The 4502-nt window shown below is 47.7% G+C and carries 4 protein-coding genes; all 4 read left to right on the plus strand.

What is annotated here, in order from left to right; genetic code table 11:
* Positions 1–1341: TIGR03013 family XrtA/PEP-CTERM system glycosyltransferase (locus MHN01_RS17640; RefSeq protein ID WP_239412537.1), on the plus strand; the 1341-nt coding region annotated here is incomplete at its 5' end.
* Positions 1342–1343: 2 nt separating this feature from the next.
* On the plus strand, positions 1344–2294 hold the full coding sequence (locus MHN01_RS17645; protein ID WP_239412538.1) for an XrtA system polysaccharide deacetylase: 951 nt from the start codon (positions 1344–1346) through the stop codon (positions 2292–2294).
* The gene (locus tag MHN01_RS17650; RefSeq protein ID WP_239412539.1) at positions 2239–3279 is read left to right on the plus strand and encodes a FemAB family XrtA/PEP-CTERM system-associated protein; all 1041 of its coding nucleotides are present in this window, start codon (positions 2239–2241) and stop codon (positions 3277–3279) included. Before MHN01_RS17645 ends, MHN01_RS17650 begins: the two co-directional genes overlap by 56 nt.
* Before the next feature lie 4 nt (positions 3280–3283).
* Complete coding sequence (locus MHN01_RS17655) at positions 3284–4498, plus strand: TIGR03087 family PEP-CTERM/XrtA system glycosyltransferase (RefSeq protein WP_239412540.1); 1215 nt, start codon at positions 3284–3286, stop codon at positions 4496–4498.
* The last annotated feature ends 4 nt before the right edge of the window (positions 4499–4502 follow it).

A 4502-nucleotide genomic window follows, 5' to 3' on the forward strand; every position in this document is an offset into this window, starting at 1 on the left:
TTTATTGTTGCTTTTATTGTGTTTGCGTTAGGTTTAAGCCTCACTGAAGAGTATTACTCTGTTAGTCTGCCCAATATTGGCGAATCACTGTATTTTGTTCAGCTGTTTCTGTTTTCATGCACATTACAATTAGCCACGTTGGCCGTAGGCTTATATAACGAAAAATTAAGGGCAACGAATAAAGGTATTGCTATAAGGATCATGGTGGCAATAGGCCTGGCTTATATCATGTCTTCCTTTATATACCTCTTTATACCTGTTTCTTCATTTCCACTTTTAGTTTGTGAGTTATTATATCTTCTTGCTGCCGTTGGGTTGTTAATGAGCCGCTACATTGCTCGTTCAACAGATTACACCAACATTAATCGCAGACGAGTGGTTGTGCTCGGGGCCGGAGAAAGAGCCAGTTTGATTAACTCCTGCATGAAAAGGCGGGCCGATCGGGTGAATTTCGACCTGGTTGGTTATATTCCCGTAAATGGCGACAGTCGTGATATAACATCAACACTCCCGAGAGTCGAATTAATGACATCGCTGGATGATTATATTACTGATAATAATATTGATGAAATTATTATTGGTGCTGATGAAAGGCGCGGTAACCTTCCAACTGATGTGTTGTTTAATTGTAAGCTCAAAGGCGTACTAATCACTGATATTATTGACTTTATTGAGCGTGAAACAGGACAGATAGCAGTTAGCCATATCAACCCATCGTGGGTGATTTATAATGTTAAGCCCTCGGGTAATATAGTAGAAAGGCTCGGTGGCTGGATGTTTAACTGTATTATTTCTTCATTTGTCCTGCTGCTAACCTGGCCGTTGATTATTATTGCTACGCTGTTTATTAAACTTGAGGACGGAGTGTTTTCGCCAGTGCTTTATTCCCAGAAACGGGTGGGAAGACAGGGGAAAGTGTTTTCTATCTATAAATTTCGCAGCATGAAAGTGAATGCCGAAGAAAATGGCGCACAAATGTCGTTTAAATCCGATAAGCGAATTACCAAGGTGGGTGCTTTTCTTCGAAAATACCGTATTGATGAGCTACCGCAGCTATATAACGTGATGAAAGGAGATATGAGCTTTGTCGGTCCAAGGCCCGAGCGACCTGAATTTTGTCAGCAATTTGATGGAAGCATCCCCTATTACAGTCAGCGCCATGATGTGAAGCCGGGACTCACAGGCTGGGCACAGCTGAAATACCCCTATGGCGATAGCCTTGATGATGCCATCGAAAAACTGAAGTTTGATCTTTACTACATCAAGCACCGGAGTTTCATGCTTGATGTTCTGATTTTGATTAGAACATCGGAAATCATTCTGTTCGGAAAAGGAAGGTAGTTATGGCTGATATTGAAGGGGCAAAGTCCGTTGGTGCTAAGCCTGCAGGTATACACCAAGTTGTGAATGCCATGACGATTGATGTCGAAGATTACTTTCATGTGGCTGCGTTTTCGTCGGTGATCAAGCCAGCGCATTGGGAAAGCCGCTACCCGTTACGGGTCGAGACCAATACCCGGCGTATTCTGAAAATGCTTAATAAACACGGTGTCAAAGCGACTTTCTTTGTTCTGGGATGGGTGGCCAAAAAGTGTCCGGCGCTTGTCAGGGCTATAGTTCGTGAAGGGCACGAGGTGGCCAGCCACGGTTATTTTCATCAGCCGGCCAATAGCCAGTCCCGGCAAGTGTTTTACAACGATATCGCCAGTAGCAAACACCTGCTTGAGGATATTAGCGGCCAGCCTGTATTGGGGTACCGGGCTCCTAGCTTTTCGATTGATACCAGTAACCCGTGGGCATTCGAAGTCCTGCACTCTTTAGGGTTTGTCTATTCCAGCAGCACATACCCGGTTAAGCATGATCTCTATGGCACGCCAGACTGGCCCCGGTTTAAGCATGTTCGCGAGGAAGGGGTTATCGAGGTGCCGATCCCGACTTTCAACAAGCTGGGAAGAAACATTCCTATCGGAGGCGGTGGTTTTTTTCGGCTGTACCCCTATTGGCTAAGCAGGCAACTGATTAATGCCTTCCTTGCCGAAACCAATCAGCCCTACAGTTTTTATTTTCTCCCGTGGGAAATTGATCCACGCCAGCCCCGGATCATGGGGATACCCGCAAAATCACGGTTTCGTCATTACCTGAACCTGAACAGCATGGAAGCCAAGCTCCACCGATTATTGAGTGACTATCGCTGGAGCACGATGCGCAACGTTTATCTCTTAAATGGATTTGAGTCCGATGCAGCAATTAGCAATCAGGAAATTATCAAAGAACGACTACCCACACTGGGATAGTTATGTAGACAACCATCCGGAAGGCAGCTTTTTTCATTTATCGGGCTGGCTGGATGTGATTGATTCTGTCTTTGGCCACAAGCATCACTACATGCTGGCAGAAAGTGATGATCGCCTTGTTGGTGTGTTGCCACTTTTTGAGCAAAAAAGCTGGCTGTTTGGCCATACTTTGGTATCGACTCCTTTCTGCGTGTACGGCGGTGCGCTGGCGGATAGCTCTCATATACGCAAAAAGCTGGAGGCTGCTGCCTTTGAGTTGGGGTGCGAGCTCAACGTTGACTATGTCGAATTGCGGGACAAGCATGATGTCGAGTCTGACGCCCCTTGGGTGAAGCACTGCCATCACTCCCGGTTCTCTTTGGCGTTACCCGAAAAGCCCGACGATATCATCGGTGCCATCAAGAAAAAACGGCGCAACGTGGTACGCCATTCACTGAGAAACAACCTCAGTTGGGATACCTCAGACAACCTTGAGTCTTGCTACGACGTCTATGCCGAAAGTGTCAGAAACCTGGGAACGCCGGTATTCACCTACAAGCTCTTTGAGAAGTTGAAACAAACTTTTCCTGAACGCTGCGAGACCATGCTGGTGCACAACCAAGAGCAGCAGCCAATCACGACCATGATGAGTTTCTACTATAAGGATCAAGCCATGCCCTATTACGGGGGTGGTAATTATGAATCCAAGGCGCTGAACGGCAGCGATTATATGATTTATCAGCTGATGCATGTGGCCAGACAGCGTGGCGCGACGCTGTTTGACTACGGCAGAAGCAAGAATGACTCAGGTGCCTACCATAATAAAAAGCATTGGGGGATGGAAGTGCATCCGCTCAACTACAAAGTCGCGTTGGTTAAAGCTAAGTCTTTGCCGAATTTGTCACCGAACAACCCTAAGTACAGGTATTTCATTAAAGCCTGGAAAAAACTCCCTCTTCCGCTGAGCCGATTAATTGGCCCGATGCTGTCGAAATATTTGGGGTAGCCGTATGAAAGAGCCGTTATTGTATCTGTGCCACCGTATTCCCTATCCCCCCAATAAGGGAGATAAGATAGCCAACTACCATATCCTTAAATTCTTAAGCAGGCATTTTGATGTCTATCTTGGTTGTTTTATTGATGATCCGTTTGATCTTCAGTACCGAGCCAAGGTTGAGCAATACTGCAAGGAGAGTTTGTTTGTCCAGATCTCCCCGGCTTATTGCAAACTCAAGGGAGTGACCGCGTTGTTTACGGGCCAGCCAATCACCTTGCCCTATTACTCCAGAAAAGCCATGCAACAGTGGGTCGATACCACCATTGAAGGCCATCAGATCAACAAGGCTCTGGTGGTCTCCGGCTGTATGGCCCAGTATCTGGTTGCCAGTCCTCATACCCCTTATACCGTGATGCATTTTGTCGATATCGACTCTGACAAATGGCGTCAGTATGCCGAGAAAAAACAAGGCATTATGCGCGCGATCTACCAACGCGAGCACCGGGTGCTTGGGCAGTATGAAAAGAAAGTGGCTTCGATGTTTGATGTCAGCTGCTTTGTGACCAAGGCTGAGACGGAGGCATTTCGCTGTATTGCTGATACGCCGTTCCGGGAGCGGATCAAAACCCTTGAAAATGGCCTGGACAGCAAGTTCTTTTCACCCGGTTCCGCCTTTCCAGCAGAGGAAAACTATTGCCTGGAAAAAGAGAACTATGTGGTGTTTACCGGTGCGATGGACTACTGGGCTAATGAGGATGCCGTTGTCTGGTTTGCCAATAAGGTGTGGTCTAAAGTGCTGACCGAGGTGCCGGACGCTAAGTTCTACATTGTCGGCAGCTCACCGACTCCCGGGGTCAGGGCGCTGGCTGATATCCCGGGGATCACAGTGACGGGGCGAGTCGCCGATGTGCGTCCCTATCTGCAACATGCCAAAGCCGCCGTTGCCCCAATGCGCATTGCCCGTGGCGTGCAAAATAAAATTCTGGAAGCGATGGCAATGTCATGTCCGGTGATTGCCTCTCCGCAGGGAATCGAAGGGCTGGAGAACTACCCGCCGAGCCATGTGGCTGTGTCCGAGAGTGTCAATGATATTGCCCACTGGGTGATCGACAAACTACAGGCTGAGCAGTCGGAAGCCAAAGCATCAAGGGAGTGGATAGAGCAGCATTATAGCTGGGATGCCCAGCTTTCTCCCTTGCTTGGCTACTTGCAGTGTCATCATGCCTAGATTT

The sequence above is a fragment of the Photobacterium sp. OFAV2-7 genome, assembly GCF_022347985.1.
In the GTDB taxonomy this organism is placed as follows: domain Bacteria; phylum Pseudomonadota; class Gammaproteobacteria; order Enterobacterales; family Vibrionaceae; genus Photobacterium.

Excerpts from the sequence above, each read along its gene's own strand:
- MHN01_RS17645 (WP_239412538.1), top strand. The coding sequence starts at position 1,344 with ATGGCTGATATTGAAGGGGCAAAGTCCGTTGGTGCTAAGCCTGCAGGT.
- MHN01_RS17650 (WP_239412539.1), top strand. The coding sequence starts at position 2,239 with ATGCAGCAATTAGCAATCAGGAAATTATCAAAGAACGACTACCCACAC.
- MHN01_RS17655 (WP_239412540.1), top strand. The coding sequence starts at position 3,284 with ATGAAAGAGCCGTTATTGTATCTGTGCCACCGTATTCCCTATCCCCCC.